The 14,514-nt window shown below is 68.3% G+C and carries 8 protein-coding genes; 4 read left to right on the top strand and 4 right to left on the bottom strand.

The window, feature by feature from the left end:
* Nucleotides 1–31 precede the first annotated feature (31 nt).
* Entirely contained in the window at nt 32–1,372 is a 1,341-nt protein-coding gene (locus IT182_03315) for a hypothetical protein (GenBank protein ID MCC6162359.1), read from the bottom strand.
* 25 nt (nt 1,373–1,397) lie between these two features.
* Here IT182_03315 and IT182_03310 point away from each other — a divergent pair, with 25 nt between their 5' ends.
* Both IT182_03310 and infA read left to right on the top strand, forming a co-directional pair.
* Nucleotides 1,398–4,124, top strand: a complete 2,727-nt coding sequence (locus IT182_03310) for an AMP-binding protein (GenBank protein ID MCC6162358.1) — start codon at nt 1,398–1,400, stop codon at nt 4,122–4,124.
* A gap of 34 nt (nt 4,125–4,158) precedes the next feature.
* The gene (gene infA, locus IT182_03305; protein MCC6162357.1) at nt 4,159–4,377 is read left to right on the top strand and encodes a translation initiation factor IF-1; all 219 of its coding nucleotides are present in this window, start codon (nt 4,159–4,161) and stop codon (nt 4,375–4,377) included.
* 4 nt (nt 4,378–4,381) lie between these two features.
* Here the strand turns inward: infA and IT182_03300 are convergent, their stop codons facing one another.
* Nucleotides 4,382–5,188 carry a tetratricopeptide repeat protein gene (locus tag IT182_03300; GenBank protein MCC6162356.1) on the bottom strand — a complete coding sequence of 269 codons (807 nt, stop codon included), beginning with the start codon at nt 5,186–5,188 and terminating at the stop codon, nt 4,382–4,384.
* A 53-nt stretch (nt 5,189–5,241) separates the two neighbouring features.
* Between IT182_03300 and glk the strand changes: the two genes are divergently transcribed.
* Together glk and IT182_03290 are read left to right on the top strand one after the other, a co-directional pair.
* Nucleotides 5,242–6,216, top strand: a complete 975-nt coding sequence (gene glk / locus IT182_03295; protein ID MCC6162355.1) for a glucokinase — start codon at nt 5,242–5,244, stop codon at nt 6,214–6,216.
* A gap of 239 nt (nt 6,217–6,455) precedes the next feature.
* Complete coding sequence (locus IT182_03290; GenBank protein ID MCC6162354.1) at nt 6,456–9,182, top strand: TonB-dependent receptor; 2,727 nt, start codon at nt 6,456–6,458, stop codon at nt 9,180–9,182.
* Between the two features lie 41 nt (nt 9,183–9,223).
* On the opposite strand, the gene IT182_03285 is transcribed toward IT182_03290, so the two are convergent.
* Both IT182_03285 and IT182_03280 read right to left on the bottom strand, forming a co-directional pair.
* Complete coding sequence (locus IT182_03285; protein MCC6162353.1) at nt 9,224–11,446, bottom strand: tetratricopeptide repeat protein; 2,223 nt, start codon at nt 11,444–11,446, stop codon at nt 9,224–9,226.
* Nucleotides 11,447–11,484: 38 nt separating this feature from the next.
* Nucleotides 11,485–14,403, bottom strand: a complete 2,919-nt coding sequence (locus tag IT182_03280; GenBank protein MCC6162352.1) for a S9 family peptidase — start codon at nt 14,401–14,403, stop codon at nt 11,485–11,487.
* Nucleotides 14,404–14,514 lie beyond the last annotated feature (111 nt).

Genomic DNA, 14,514 nt, shown 5'->3' with positions numbered 1-14,514 from the left:
CTAGCCCGGAGCCCGTTCGTGAGCGAGGCGGTCAGATTTCCCACAAGCGCCCGCCGTCGTAACACGTGATCATCCCGTCGGTACTCACCTTCAATACCGGCCCGAACCGCCCCGCTGTCTGCGCCGCCGTCGTCCGCGCGCCCTCCGACACCCAGGCGTCTCCCCCTTCGTCATGCGGATGCATCAGGATCGCACCTGCGGCGATCAGTCGTCCCTGCGTGTCCACCACCGTGGCCCCGTCGAGGCTCGCCAGCGCCATGAGCACGCTGTCTTCCACATCGTCGAGCGTCCTGCCGCGCAGGAGGTAGTGCAGCGGACGGCGCTGACTCAGGCCGTCTGTCGACGGCAGCTCTGGTCTGTCGAGGCGATCGATCGGTGCCACGAGCATGCCGGCCGCCTCGGCGTCGCGCAGCACCACGAGCAGCGCGCCCTGCCGCGCGTCGGCCATGTCGAGCGCGCACTGGAACAGCTTCTCGGCAATCGGCCGCGACCCGACGGCTTGCAGCCACTGCACGTACTTCGCCTCGATGTCGAGCAGGTGCCAGTCCGCGTTGCGGAACGTGAACACGAGCGCGCCTTCGGCGAAGACCTTGATCTCGTGGGTGGGGCTCAACACGATGCAGGTGTCGCGCGTGCCGAGCGTGGCCGCGGCGTGCTGGCGATACGCGGATGGGCAGGGCGCGGTGATGGCCAGCATCGGGTGGATCTGCCGGGCCCGTTGCGTGATGTCGATGATGTCGAGCAGCAGCCCGTCTTCGCCGACGAGGAAGACGGTGCGCACGCCGTCGCACAGGCGATAGAAACTCTTGATGGCCGTCAGCGACTGCCCGTACACGCGCGCGGACGGCTGCCTGCCATGCGGCTCCGCGTCGCCGAGGGCCAGCAGGCCCGAGGAGATCGCCGCGCTCTCGTAGCTGGAGAGCGCCGCCACGCGCAGCACCTCGATACAGTGTGCGAGACGATCGGCGCGGTTGCGCTCGGCGCCCGCCTTGTACGGCCGCCGGTCCAGGAACGCGGCCACGTAGCGGTCCTCGATCAGTCCCTGGAACAGGTCCGCGCGCGCGGCCAGCACCGCCGGGTCGAACAGCGCCGTATAGCGCGCCGAAAGCACCTCGCCGATCGCGCGCGCCACGCGCACCTCGTGCGCCGTGAACGGCTGCGACCGCGGCACGTGGAGGATGTGCCGCGTGCCGAACCATCGCAGCACCACCTCGCACGGATCGTCGGTGGGCTCCATCGACAGCGCACCAGCGAACGACTCGGTGAGCGAGGCCTCGAGTTCGAGCGTCGCACGCGCCAGGAAGCGCTGGAGCGCGCTCTGAAGCAGGCTGTCGTAGAGCGCGCTTGCCGCGAAGACCGGCGGAACCGACATGAGCGTCCACTATGATATGCGGCCCATGGTCTCCGGTTCCCGCGGGACGTCTCAGGCCGGATCGGGCCAGCCTCCGGCCCGCGCCACGCTGATCGACTTCTTCGTCGACGCCACACGACGCACGGACCCGTTCCTCGTGCACGACGATGGCTATCGCACGCGGACGTTTCGCTACGACGAGATCGGCGCGGCGGCGGGGCGCCTCGCCGCGCGGCTCCACGCAGCGGGTATCGGCAAGGGCGAGGCCGTACTGCTCTGGGGCGAGAATCGTCCGGAGTGGATCGTCGCGCTCTGGGCCTGCCTGTTGCGCGGCATCATCGTCGTCCCGATCGACTACCGGTCCGCGCCGGCCCTGGTGGATCGCATCGGTGCCGTCGTGTCCGCCCGCCTGTTGATCGTCGGCGACGATGTCGAACAGCAGGCGGTGTCGGACGCCTTCCCGCAATGGACGCTGGCCTCGTGCCTGCGCGAGGACGACACGGCGCCCGCGGACGCGCCGCCCGTGTCGATCACCGCAGACGACACGGCGGAGATCATCTTCACGTCAGGTGCGACAGCCGAGCCGAAGGGCGTCATCATCACGCACCGAAACGTGCTCGCCAACATCGTCCCGATCGAGCGGGAGATGGCGAAGTATCGGCGCTACATCCGTCCGTTCTCGCCGATCCGCTTCCTGAACCTGCTGCCGCTCAGTCACATGTTCGGGCAGGCGATGGCGACGTTCGTGCCGCCGATGCTCGGCGGCACCGTCGTGTTCATGCGCAGCCTCGCGCCGGGCGACATCGTGCGCCAGATCCGCGCGCGGCGGGTCTCCGTGCTCGTGTCGGTGCCGAAGATCCTCGACGTGCTGCGCGAACACGTCAGGCATCGCTTTCCCGATACGCAGGCGGTGCAGCCGGCGCCCGACAGCGGCATCACGCCGCTGCCGAAGGAGAAGTGGTATCGGCGCTGGTGGCGCTTCCGCCGGGTCCATCGAGCGTTCGGCTACAAGTTCTGGGCGGCGGTGGTTGGTGCCGCGCCGCTCGATCCGGCGCTCGAGGAGTTCTGGGGCGGCCTCGGCTTCCTCGTGGTGCAGGGATACGGGCTCACGGAAACCGCCCCGATCGTCACGCTCAACCACCCGCTGAACGCACGCAAGGGCAGCGTGGGCAAGCCGATCCACGGCGTCGAAGTCCGCATCGCCGACGATGGCGAGATCCTTGTGCGGGGCGACAACGTGTCGCGGGGGTATGTGACGGCACCGGGCACCGGACAGAGCGCCACGCCGGCAACCGGCAACCGGCAACCGGCAACCGGCCAGCTGGAGGGCCCAAGGCCCACCGAGGACGGTTGGCTCCATACCGGCGACATCGGTGGGCTCGACGAGCAGGGGCGGCTCTACATCCTCGGGCGCAAGAAGGAGATGATCGTCACGGCCGACGGGCTGAACGTCTTTCCTGACGATATCGAGCGCGTGCTGGCGGCAGTGCCCGGCGTGCGCGACGTGGCGGTGGTCGGGCGGCGCGAGGAGGGTGAGGAACGCGTGCACGCCGTGCTCGTGCTCGACGATCCGGCGCAGATGTCGCGGGTCGTTGACGAGGCCAACACGCGTCTCGACGCGCATCAGAAGGTCCGTGGCGCATCGATCTGGACGTCGAGCGAACTGCCGCGTACGGAGGGGACGCGCAAGCTGAAACGCACGGCGTTGCGCGCGTGGGTGGAGTCGGGCGAACAGCCTGCCGCCATGCTCGCAACGGGAGGGGATCGGCTGCTGCACGCCGTCTCGCGCTTCGCGAGAGGACGCGAGATCGACGACGACACGGCGCTCGGCGCGCTGGCCCTCAGCTCGCTCGAACGCGTCGAGTTGTTGATGGCGCTCGAGCAGCAGTTCCAGACCATCGTCGACGAGGGGGCGTTCGCGGCGGCAGTGACCGTCGGCGATCTGCGTGCGCTCGTCGGCCAACACCCTGTCCCTCGGACCGACACGACGGAGCCTGGCGACACGGAACCGCGCGACATCGCATCGCGCGTGCCAACGCCATCACCACATGGGATCGACACCACTCGCGCCGACGACCGCACGCCGTTCGACTTCCCTCGCTGGAACCGGACATGGCCGGCCCGCTGGCTGCGCCGCCTGAGCCTGCCGACGTGGATCCTGCCGCTCGGACGCGTGTTCGCGCGCGTGCGTGTGGAAGGACTGGAACACCTGTCGGGACTCGAGGGTCCCGTGGTGTTCGCCTCGACGCATCAGAGCCACATGGACACCCCCGTCGTCCTGATGGCGCTGCCTCGTCGATGGCGGTACGCCACGGCCGTGGCGATGGCCAAGGAGTTCTTCGACGCGCACTTCCATCCGGCGGGGCGGCCGCTCTCGCAGCGCGTCACCAACGGGCTCAACTACTGCCTGGCGTCGCTGTTCTTCAACGCTTTCCCGATCCCGCAGCGCGAGGCCGGAACCCGTCACACGCTGCGCTACATCGGGCAGCTCCTCGAAGAAGGGCAGTCACTACTCATCTTCCCGGAGGGCAAACGGACGATGGGTGGCGAGATCAACGAGTTCCGGGCGGGCATCGGGATGATCGGAGCGAGGCTGGGCGTGCCTGTCGTCCCCGTGCGGCTGGTCGGCGTCGACCGCGTGCTGCACCAGAAAGCCCGTTTTCCCACACCCGGCCGCGTCATCGTCCGCTTCGGGGCACCGCTCCGCCTCGAGGGCGACGACTATCCGGCGCTGGCCCGGCAGGTGGAAGCGGCCGTCAGGGCGCTGGAGTGAAGTGTGGGACAATGCCGTGTTGGAGACGAACTGATTGAGCAAAGATGATCTGATTGACGTCCAGGGGACCGTGACTGCCGTCCACAGCGGCGGACTGTACCGCGTGCAATGCGATTCGGGCCAGGAAGTGCTCGCGCAGCTCAGCGGTCGCATGCGCCGGTTCCGCATCAAGGTGGTCCCCGGCGACCGTGTCACCGTTGGCGTCTCGCCCTACGACCCGGTCCGCGGCATCATCACCTTCCGCGTCCGCTAGTCCCTTACTCGCCGAATTCGCGCGCGAGCGCGATCCACTCCCCATCGGGCGCCACGCGCTGGTACCGCTGCCACAGCGGTCGCGCGTCCTGGGATCGACCGAGCTTCTCGTAGGCCACGGCGAGGTAGAAGCACGCCTCGGCCGACTCGCCGTCGAGGTCGAGCGCCCGCGTGTAGCAGCGCACCGCCTCGGCGAAGCGCGCCGCGTCGTGGTGCGTGTGGCCCATGTTGAACCAGCCTTCGAACGCATCGGGCGCGTGCAGCAGCGCCTGGTGATAGAGCGCCGCCGCTTCGGGCAGGTGGCCGTCGGCGTAGTGCAGGTTCCCGAGGTTGATGAGGGCCGGGACCAGCGTGGGGTCGAAAGCGAGCGCCTCGCGATACGCACGCATCACCACGCCGCGCGGATGTCCGCCGGCGGTCTCGAGTGCCGTGGCGACCTCGAACGCGGCTTCGGCCCGCGTGGTGTCGACGCCCGCGCTCGGCACCGACTCGTCGGCGCGTGACTGACGCGGCGCCAGGGTCACCACGCGCGTGCGGGGCGAGTCGTCGGACGACGAACCGCCATCGAACAGCGCCAACTGCCCCTGTCTCTCGGCCAGCAACTGCCTGACGATGGCCTTGAGTGGCGAGCCGTTGGCGATCGCCTCGTTGACGTCGCGCAGCACGGCGAGGTCGGCAAACGAGTACGACGTCTCGCCCTGCTCGCGCGACGGCTGCACGAGCCGCCATTGCGCCAGCGACCGCAGATGGTCGTCCCGCAGCGCCGGAAACCGCGCCCGCACCACCCGCGACGGCACCCGCGCGTCACTCATCGCCCGAGCGTAGCACTCCCGCCGTTTCCGATTCTTCCGCTATCCTCCCCCGCATGCTGCTGGCGGGGGATCTCGGCGGGACCAAGACGCAACTCGGCCTGTTTCGCGCCACGAAGGGACGGCCGGAACTGCTCGACGTCCGCGAATACGTGACGCTCGACTTCCCGGGCCTGCCCGCGATGGTCACGACGTTTCTCGAGAGTGTCGGCGTGCGCCCGCAGGAAGTGGAGGTCGCGTGCGTCGGCGTGGCGGGGCCGATCATCAAACAGGTCGCGCGCCTCACCAACGTGCCATGGGCCATCGACGGACGCGAGGTGATGGCCGCGACGGGCATCGCGCACGTCTGGCTCCTGAACGATCTGGTAGCCATGGCGTACGGCGTGCCGGCGCTGCGACAGGACGAACTGTTCGTGCTGCAGGCCGGTGAGTTCGACGCCGACGGCAACGCGTGTCTCATGGCGGCGGGCACCGGACTCGGCCAGGCCATCCTCGTCCGCCAGCACGGACGACTCGTGCCCTCGCCGTCGGAGGGTGGTCACGGCAACTTCGGTCCACACGGTCCGCGCGAAGTGGCGCTGCTCGAATTCCTCACCGCGCGCTACGGTCGAGCCACGTACGAGCACATCATCTCGGGTCCAGGACTCGTCAATCTCCTGCGCTTCACCAGCGACAATCGCTCGCCCCTGTTCGGCAGCGTTGCCGACGAGGCGCTGCCCGCCGCGATCAGCAGTCGCGGCCTCGACCGATCCGATCCGCAGTGCGTCGAAGCGCTGCAGCTCTTCGTCTCGATCTACGGCAGCGCCGCGGCGGATCTCGGCCTGCAATGCGTGGCAACGGGCGGCGTCTATCTCGGCGGCGGCATTCCCACACGCATCCTGCGCGCGTTCGAGCAGCCCTACTTCCTCGACGCGTTCCGCAACAAGCCCCCGATGACCCCGCTCGTCGAACGCATGCCCGTCTCGCTCGTCCTCAATCGACAGACGGGCCTCCTCGGCGCGGCGGTCTACGCGGCGACGCTGGCAGGGTGAAGAAGAACGGCAACCGGCAATCGGCAACAGGCAACCGGTTTGGCCACGTCGGGCGCCGGATGAATCCGGCCGCTACACGCGGGAGCGCGTTCCGGTTGCCCGTTGCCGATTGCCGGTTGCCGGCCGTTGTTGCGCGTCCGCCCGTCCGTCTGTAGCATCACAGCGGTTCACCCATCTGCGACGACAGACCGGTGTGCCGCCGGCACCTCCACTCTCGTCGCCTTGCAGGAGTCGTCGTCATGTCCATCACGCGCTCGGTTGCGTGCGTCCTCACCCTGTTCGCGCTGGCGGTTCCCGCCGTTGTCCGCGCACAGACCACGGGTTCGATCTCCGGTGTCGTGTTCGACCAGGGCGGCCAACTCGTCGACGGTGCGAGCATTCGCCTCACCGGCACGCCGCTTCCCGGCGAGCGCGTCGCGACGAGCGATGCCAACGGGTCCTATCGGTTCCCCCTGCTCCTGCCCGGCGCCTACACGCTCGAGGTCACCAAGGCCGGCGGGGGCGACGCGAAGCGCGCCGTCACCGTGTCTGTCGACATGGACACGCAGGTCGACATCGTGCTCGGCCTGAACCTCGACGAGACGATCGAGGTGAGTGCCGCGGCCCCCGTGGTGGACCTCAAGAGCACCGAGGTCAACTTCAACTACGGTGAGCAACTCATCAAGGAACTGCCGCTGCAGCGCACGTACGCGGGCCTGATCCAGCTGGTGCCGGGCGTGGCCGACAACAACCCGCCGATCCAGGGCATGGTGGCCGGCGGCGGCAGCCGGCAGGACAACACGTTCATGCTCGACGGCGTGAACATCACCAACCCGGGCTTCGGCTACCTGAGCACCGAGGTCAACGAGTTCGACATCGCCGAGTTCAACGTCAAGCGCGGCGCCATCACGGCGGAGTTCGGGCGGTCGTCCGGCTTCGTGGCCAACGCCGTCACGCGCTCGGGCACCAACCAGTTCAAGGGCGGCGTGCGCTTCGAGGCAATCCCTGCCGCGTGGAACGCGAAGAACAAGGCCACCAACATCAGGAACACGACCGACAGGTGGATCCCGTCGTACGCGATCGGCGGCCCGATCCTGCGCGACAGACTGTTCTTCTACACGTCGGGCATGCTGCTGCGCTCCGACACGTCGGGTCGCGTGAACAACCTCGGTCCGGTGCCCGACAGCGAGACGACGACGAAGGAGTTCTTCGGGAAGGTGACGTACGCCCCCGCGGCGTCGCAGTTCATCAACGCCGGCTATCGCGTGCGTCCATCCACGTCGGCGTACGCGGGTGTCGGCGTGAACGATTCGCCAGAGGTCGCCACAGACAGTGAGGGCACCAACCGCGTGGCCACGGCGAACTGGAACATGTTCTTCGGGCAGCGCAACTACGTCGAGGCCAAGTACCTCCGCCTCGATGAAGAAGGCGAGGCGGTCGCGCGTACCGACCTCGGCTACCGCCCGACATTCGACCTGAACAACCTGCGCCGGATGGGCTACTGGGTCGATCCGACCACGGGCTTCAGGTATGGCGGTGCGGCCCTGCTCCTCAACCGGCAGAACTACGCGCGCAACGAATTCCGCGTCAACTCGGGCACCGTGTTCAACATCGGCAAGTCGTCGCACGATCTCCGCGCGGGCTTCATGTACGAAGACACGCTCGAAGACCTCACGCGCATCGCGAACGGGTGGGGCACCATCACGCTGGTCGAGTCCGGCACGCGGTGGCAGGGGCAGTACTACCCCACGCAGAATCCGCAGCTCTCCAAGTCGCGCACGTACAGCTTCTTCGTGCAGGACAACATCCAGATCGGGTCCCGTCTGGTGCTCAATGCCGGCGTGCTCGTCAACAAGGACGAGTTCGCGCAGCAGATCGGCGACGCGCGCAACACGTTCCTCACGTTCGACTACGGCGATCAGGTACAGCCGCGCCTCGGCGTGAACTACCAGCTTCGTAAGGGCGCCGGAGACAAGGTCTACGCCAACTACGGCCGCTACTACGGCAGCGACCAGAAGAGCAGCGCGCGCGCGCACGCGCCCCTGCGTCTGGTGCAGAACACGCCGTTCTTCAACGCGACGACGGGTGCGCTCATAAGCGACACGACGAGCGCGAACACGACGAACCGCGTCATCAGGCCAGGGCTGCAGCCCACGTACACGGACGAATGGCTGGTCGGGTACGCGACGCCGCTCGGCGGCAACTGGGGCCTCGACGCCTTCTACATGGATCGCACGGCAAAGGACTTCATCGAAGACCAGCCGAGCGTCCTTCCGGCCTCCACGTTCGTCGTGGACAACCTGGCCAACGCGCGCCGCGACTACAAGGCGTTCACCCTCGAGATCAACAGGCGCATGGCGGATCGGTGGAGCACGACGATCAGCTACGCGTGGAGCCAGTTGAAGGGCAACTTCGACCTCGACTACGCGGCCGGTGCCGTGTTCAACACGTCGTCGATCCTGCAGGATGGCCCCGGCGTGTTCGTCGAGGACGACTACAGGTACGGGCCGCTCGGCGAGGATCGCCCGCACGTGCTGAAGGTGTTCGGCACGTACATGGTCACCGACGCGCTCTCGCTCGGCGGCTATCTGCGCGTGCAGAGCGGCACGCCGTACGAGCGTCGCGTGCAGGACTGGTACGGCGGCTATCGTCTGCTGATCGAGCCGCTGGGCACGTCGCGCAACGACACGTGGACCAACGCCGACTTCCTCGTCGCTTACAACTTCCGCATGGGCGGGCGCGTGACGACGAGGCTCGAAGCCCGCGTGCTGAACCTGTTCGACACGCAGACCGCGCTGAGCCGCGACAACCGCGCGTTCCTCGATCCGCGCACCCGCGTACTCAACGGCACGCAGGTGCCCGGTGATCCCGCGAGCTACACGCGCGCGCTGGTGATCAACACCAACCAGCCGAATTCGCGCTTCGGTACGCCAACCAGCTACGCGCCGCCGCGCCGGCTGCTGCTGACGGCAAGGATCGACTTCTGATTCACGTTGGAATGCGCTGATCGCCGGATTTCATCCGGCGGTCAGTGCACTCCGAGTTCCTGTAGCGCGCCAGCCGCCTGGGCGTATGACGGATCGATGCGCAGGGCGTCGCGCAGGAGGGCGATGGCCTCATCGCGACGCTGCTGTCGCACCCTCACGACCGCGAGATTGAAGCGCGCTGTGGCGCGGGACGGTTCGAGGCGCGCGGCATTCTCCAGCAACAGCGCCGCACCTGCGAGATCTCCGCGCCGCGCGTGCATCAGGCCCAGCTTCTCGGCCACCTCCGCGTCTTCCGGCGCCGCTCGTCGATACTCGGCGAGCAACCACTCCGCAAGGTCCGTCTGTCTCGCTTCGACGGACGCCAGCGCTCGCGCGCGCAGCAATGGCAAGCCCTCGACAGGCACACGCTCGTCGAGCGCCGCACGCGCGCGGTCCTGCTGACCCGCCTGCCAAAGCGCCAGTGCCAGATCAAGCCGCGCACGATCGCGACGTACGCCGGCGGCTTCCGCCTGCTCCAGCAACGGCACGGCCTCGCCCCCCTTGCCTTGCGCGAGAAGCACCTCGCCCAGCGCGAACGCGACGTCGCCGACATCGGGATCGAGCCGGTACGCCTCGCGCAGCGCGCGCTCGGCGTCGATCATCCTGTTGGACGACTGCCACGCCAGCCCCGCGCGCAGCCACGCGACTCCCGGCGTCGGATGGTGCGCCGCCGCGCGCGACAACCATCCGCGCGCCTCATCGTCTCGTCCCGCTTCGATCGCGTGCAGCGCCATGTTGGTGTCTGCGTCGGCCTCTCCGAGGTGGAACGGCAGTCGCACGAAACCGGCGCTCATTGTCACGATCGCGACGAGCGCGGCGGCAATGACCGAGGGCGAACGCACGATACCTGTCCACGTTGCGCGACGTGCCGACGCGAGCACGCCGACACCGATCGCGGCGAGCACGAGTGCCGGCGCACGGTACCGATCCACCACGAAGAACACCGCGACACTCAGCAGGTACGCCGGCAGCAGCAGACGGAACGACGACCATGCATGCTGCATGTCGTCAGAAACGAGGCGATGCCCGCAGACGACGACAGCCAGTCCGAGCGGCACGAGTACCCATGCCCCGATGGGCAACAGTCCGAGCAGCGTGACGTGCGCGCGGAACCACGCGTAGCTCACGTTGACGGGCAGTTCCCACGCGTGCGTCGAGAGCCATGCCTTGTACGCGAAGAGTCGCAGGGCGTCGACGGGAGCGTCGCGCCACCACGCCAGCGCGCGCCCCGCGAAGTGCGACGACACGCCGCTGTCGGTCAGCGCGTGTCCCACGCCACCTTCGGCCACACGCCTGGCATCCTCACGCTGGCCTTCCATCGACGGCCTGATGCCATCGATCACCGAGTACGTGCCCGTGGCGCCCGCGTGATTGCCGATGTAGAGATTCAGACCGCCGTGCCCGGGGAGCAGCTGCCACTCACCTGTCGCGACGACCGTACGCAGCGTGAACGGGGCGAGGACGATCAGCGCCCCCGCGGCCAGTACGCCAGCCCGGGCGATGGCGCCACGCCACGACTTGCCGCGCCGTGGCGCGCCAGCGCGGACGTGGGTCTCGTCGCGCTGTGACGCGTCAGCATCAGACCAGACCGCCGCGACAAGCGCGACGCCCATCACCCACGCGTTCGGCCTGTTGGTGGCCAGCAGCGCCAGCGCCGCGCCGCACGCCAGCCACGCGGGCGGCGACGTCACCTGCACGGCCCGCGTGAACGCGTACGCGAACGCCGCCATGAGCACGGCGTCGAGCGCCGACTGCAGGATCAGCGCGTTCTGCAGCGAGACGATGCCTGTGAGCGCGAGCGCGCCACCGGCCGCGAGGCCCGCAACACGACGTCGAGCCGAAGGCACCCAGTCGCGTGCGGTGAGTGCGACGAGCCAGACGGCGATCGTCCCGAGCACCGCCTGCAGGACGAGCACGCCCGTCACGCTCGCGTCCGTCACCACCTGCGCGAACGCGAGCCAGTAGATGTACAGCGGCGACACGTAGAACGGCGTGCCGCGCAGCAGCACGTCGCCGGCTGCGACACGCTGCGCGAGGCGCCAGTACTCGCCCGCGTCGAGATCGCCGACGGGCTGCAGCAGCGGATGATCGGCCAGCGTCAGCGCGAGCGCCAGTTGGAGCACCAGCGCTGCCACCAGGCCAGCAACCATCGTCCAGTCGCCGCCGCGTGCGAGGGCATGATCCGTGCGCGCCTGCCCGGGACGGGTGGATGGAGACTTCGGCACGAAAGGAGCCGGCGTGCCGCGTCAGAACCGCAGGCCGATCATGCCGCGGGCCTCGTGGCCGACGTTTGCGTGGGAGCGGGCGATGCAGGCGCTGCCTTCTTCGGCGCGATCTTCCGCTCGTCGAGGTGCTTGTCCATGCGGAGCAACGGCACGCCGTCGGTCCACCACGCGGGCGCCGGCGCATCGCGCAGGAAGTGGTCGAAGAACTCCCGCATGCGCACGGTGTAGTCCAAGCGGTTCGGCGCGCGCACGAGGTTGTGGTTCTCGCCGACGTACTCCAGCATCACCACGGGCTTGCCGAGCCGGCGGAGCGTGTTGTAGTACTCGACGCCCTGCGTGAAGTCGACGGCGCCGTCCTGGTCGTTGTGCATCAGCACGAGCGGCGTGCGCACTCTCGTGGCGTGCGCGATCGGCGAGTTGCGCACGTAGGCGTCCCAGTTGTCCCAGTACCCGCCCGTGAAGCGGCCCTGGCTGCTCTCGAAGATCGCCATGTTGCCGCCGCCGCTGTTCCTGTAGACGAGGCTGTACATGCTGACCATGTTGGTCAGCGGCGCGCCGGCAATCGCCGCCTTGAACGCGTTGGTCTGCGTGATGAGGAACGATGTCTGGTACCCGCCCCACGAGTGCCCCTGCAGACCGACCCGCGCCGCATCCACGACGCCCGTCGCGATCGCCGCCTTCAGTGCCGGCAGCACGCTCCACACCGCCGACATGCCTGGATCGTTCACCGTGTAGGTGATGTCGGGCATCAGCACCGCGTATCCCTGACTGGTGTAGACCGACCTGTTGAAGCCGTACGCCGTCGGATGGACGAACCTGTTGGTCGCGTCGGACAACCGCTCGTAGATGTACACGATGGTCGGATACCGCCTGCCCGGTTCATACCCGGCGGGCAGGAACAGGCTGCCCTGCAGCTTCTTGCCCTTGCGCCCCTTCGGCGCGTCGCTCGTGTAGTCGACGAGCCTGGCCCCCGCCGACCATGCGTACGCTGACAGTTGCGCCTGACCGTCGGTCACCTTCCGCGCGCCCTTCAGCGACGCGTCGGCCACGTGCAGGTCTGGGTACGTCGACGGCGTGTCGTACGCGTACGCATACGTCTCGGCGTGCGTCGCCTTCATGAGGCGGGAGTAGCCCGCCGCGTCGAACGCGAGGACGTCCACGCCGGAGGTGCCAGGTGCGATCCGCGCGACGCCCGTCTTCTTGGTCCACTCACCGAGCATCGCCGCGTACTGTGGCTTCGTGAAGTCGATGCCCTTCTCTTCCGGATCGAGCACGAGACGGTCGTAGCGAATCCTGTCGCGGACGCCGTTGACGGTGAGGTTCACGGCGGCACCCCCATCGACAGGCACCTGCCAGAGATCCCAGCGATCGGTGAGCAACACGCTGCGGCTGTCTGCCGACCAGCCCTCGGGTGGCACCGGCGGCTGCACCACGTTGTGATCGTCCTCCACGTTGACGAATGACACAGGCAGTCCGCGCGTGATCGGCCTAGACGTTCCGGCAGCCGCGTCGAGCACGTGGTAGTGCCCGCCCTCGAAGTACAGGATCTTCGTGCTGTCTGGCGACTGGCCGTACACCCAGCGCACCTTCGTCGCCGTGGCGCCGCGCGTGCCGGTCTCCATGTCCACGAGCGTCACGTCCTGGTAGACACGCCCCTCCAGCGACGCCGTCAGTTCGTACGGTTCGCGCTGCACGCCAACGGCCCATCGTCCGTCCTTCGGCGGCGCGACGTCGCGCAGCGTGTCGTCGGCGAGGCGGATGAACCGCTTGTCCGCCACGCGCCACGTCGCAAGGTACGTGAAGCGCTTGTCGCGCTGCTCCTGCACCTGCTGCTGCGACTGCAGGCGTCCGTCCTTCCAGTGCCACAGGATCAGGTCCGGCGTGTCGCCGCGCGCGGGCGGCGCGTCAGTCGACTCCCCCTTCGCGGCCTCGCCATCCTTCTTCTTCGTGGCTGGCGCGAGACCGAAGAGCAGCGCCTTGCCGTCGGAGGTCCATGCAGGCGTGCGGTTGGCGCTGATGAACATGTCAGCGGGGAATGACGCATCGCCGGCGGGATCGAAGCGCACCGTCGCGGGCGTGTCCGATGACCAATCCACGCCGATCACCGTGTATCGCTTCTCCTCGTACGCCTTGTCCTCGACGCCTTTCAGGAACGCGAGATGCGTACCGGCGTCGTTCCAGGCCGGTTTCTCGTAGCTGGCCTTTCCGCTGTCGGCTGTCGTCACGGCACCCGTGCGCAAGTGACGGACGATGAGACCATTGCCGATCTGGCCCTCGGCGTCGACGGCCCAGGCCAGGCGCGTGCCCGTCTTGTCGAAGGCGTACTCGGCCACGCCACCCACTGTCAGATCCGTGCCGGCCGCAAGGTCTCTCACGATGAGGTCGGCGCCGCGCGGCTTGTCGCGTCCGCCGCCCTCCGGACCATACCGATGCAACGCGATCGCGAGGCTCGAATCGCCGGAGAAGGCGTACTGGCGCACCTTCGGGTAGTCGGTGCTGGTGCCTGTTTCCAGGTTCACGAGCGTGGCACCCGTCTGGATCGCCTTGCGCTGGGCGCGCAGCTTCTCGGCTTCGGCGCGCTTCGGGTACGTGGTGTACGCGAACCACTTGCCGTCCTCGGAGAACGCAAACCCAGAGGGGCCGGCGCCGGGTGGCGGCGTTGGCGGCCCCCCGGGACGCGGCGGCTGCGCGGGAGGAATCTCGCCGATGGCGTAGCGGCGTTCCGTGTCGCCCGACGTCGCGCGCACGATGACCTCGCTGTCGCCCTGGACGGGACTGTACCTGTAGGCCAGCCACTTGCCGTCGGGCGAGAGCTCCGCGGATCCGATGGTCTTCCAGTCGAGGATGTCGACGGGCTCCATCGGGCGCTTCGTCTCGGTCTGTGAATACGCCGCACGCACCGGCAGGCCGAACGCCAGCGCGGCACACAGGAGGCAGGTCCCTACGCCAACTCGCATGACGCGGATCTTCGGCCGACAACGGACATCAGGTCAACGATGTCCGAATCCGAATGGCGACAGCGCTAGAATCGCAGGACTTCGTTCGGCGGTCGGGCCGGGAGGGCCGAC

The sequence above is a fragment of the Acidobacteriota bacterium genome, from assembly GCA_020845575.1.
Taxonomy (GTDB): Bacteria; Acidobacteriota; Vicinamibacteria; order Vicinamibacterales; family Vicinamibacteraceae; genus Luteitalea.
The sequence above is the reverse complement of the archived record's forward strand: the minus strand, read 5'-3'. Positions and strand labels throughout refer to the sequence as shown.

Coding starts and splice junctions, on each gene's coding strand:
- IT182_03315 (MCC6162359.1), bottom strand. CDS start 1,372: ATGTCGGTTCCGCCGGTCTTCGCGGCAAGCGCGCTCTACGACAGCCTG.
- IT182_03310 (MCC6162358.1), top strand. CDS start 1,398: ATGGTCTCCGGTTCCCGCGGGACGTCTCAGGCCGGATCGGGCCAGCCT.
- IT182_03300 (MCC6162356.1), bottom strand. CDS start 5,188: ATGAGTGACGCGCGGGTGCCGTCGCGGGTGGTGCGGGCGCGGTTTCCG.
- glk (MCC6162355.1), top strand. CDS start 5,242: ATGCTGCTGGCGGGGGATCTCGGCGGGACCAAGACGCAACTCGGCCTG.
- IT182_03290 (MCC6162354.1), top strand. CDS start 6,456: ATGTCCATCACGCGCTCGGTTGCGTGCGTCCTCACCCTGTTCGCGCTG.
- IT182_03280 (MCC6162352.1), bottom strand. CDS start 14,403: ATGCGAGTTGGCGTAGGGACCTGCCTCCTGTGTGCCGCGCTGGCGTTC.